Below are 632 nucleotides of genomic sequence, written 5' to 3'. Positions count from 1 at the left end.
GCCGCCACCCGAAAAACCGTCGCCCGCAACGGAATCTCCACAGCCAAATCAAACGAATAACACGCCGCCGACTCAACAGCCTCCGCCAACCGGCCCGGCGACCAGCCGTCCGTCCGCACCACGTCCCACGTGATGGCGCATTGGCTGGGCGGTCGGACGATCTGTTGGGGAGTGCCCTCGGGCGCGACGAACACCGTGCGCAGGCTCTCGTGGCGGGCCACCACATCACCCAGCGCAGCGCGCAATGCGGCGACATCCAGGCGCCCTTTCAGCCGCAGCGCGGCGGCCATGTTGTAGACGGGCGAGGGCCCGTGCAGCTGGTCGATGAACCACAACCGGCTCTGGGCGAACGACAACGGCACGGTAGCCGGCCGTTCCCGAGCCGTCAGCGGAGCCAGCCCGCCCCCGCAGGTGCCGATGCGCGGCGCCAGCTGTGCCACGGTGGGGGCCTCGAACAGCGCACGCACCGAAAGCGCGGTATCCAGGCCACTATTGACGGCAGCGACCACCCGCATCGCCGACAGCGAATCCCCACCCAAATCAAAGAAAGAGTCATCGATGCCGACGCGCTCGACGCCGAGGACTTGGGCGTAGATGCCGGCGAGGATCTCCTCGACGGCATTGGTGGGGGC

General features: G+C 68.2%; 1 protein-coding gene. It reads right to left on the bottom strand.

The genetic code is table 11. From position 1 onward, the window contains the following. A partial coding sequence (locus A5702_RS09275; protein WP_156669540.1) for a condensation domain-containing protein occupies positions 1–632 on the bottom strand: 632 nt, incomplete at both ends.

Origin of the sequence: Mycobacterium sp. E3339 (assembly GCF_001666915.1) — a bacterium.
In the GTDB taxonomy this organism is placed as follows: Bacteria; Actinomycetota; Actinomycetes; order Mycobacteriales; family Mycobacteriaceae; genus Mycobacterium.
The sequence above is the reverse complement of the archived record's forward strand: the minus strand, read 5'-3'. Positions and strand labels throughout refer to the sequence as shown.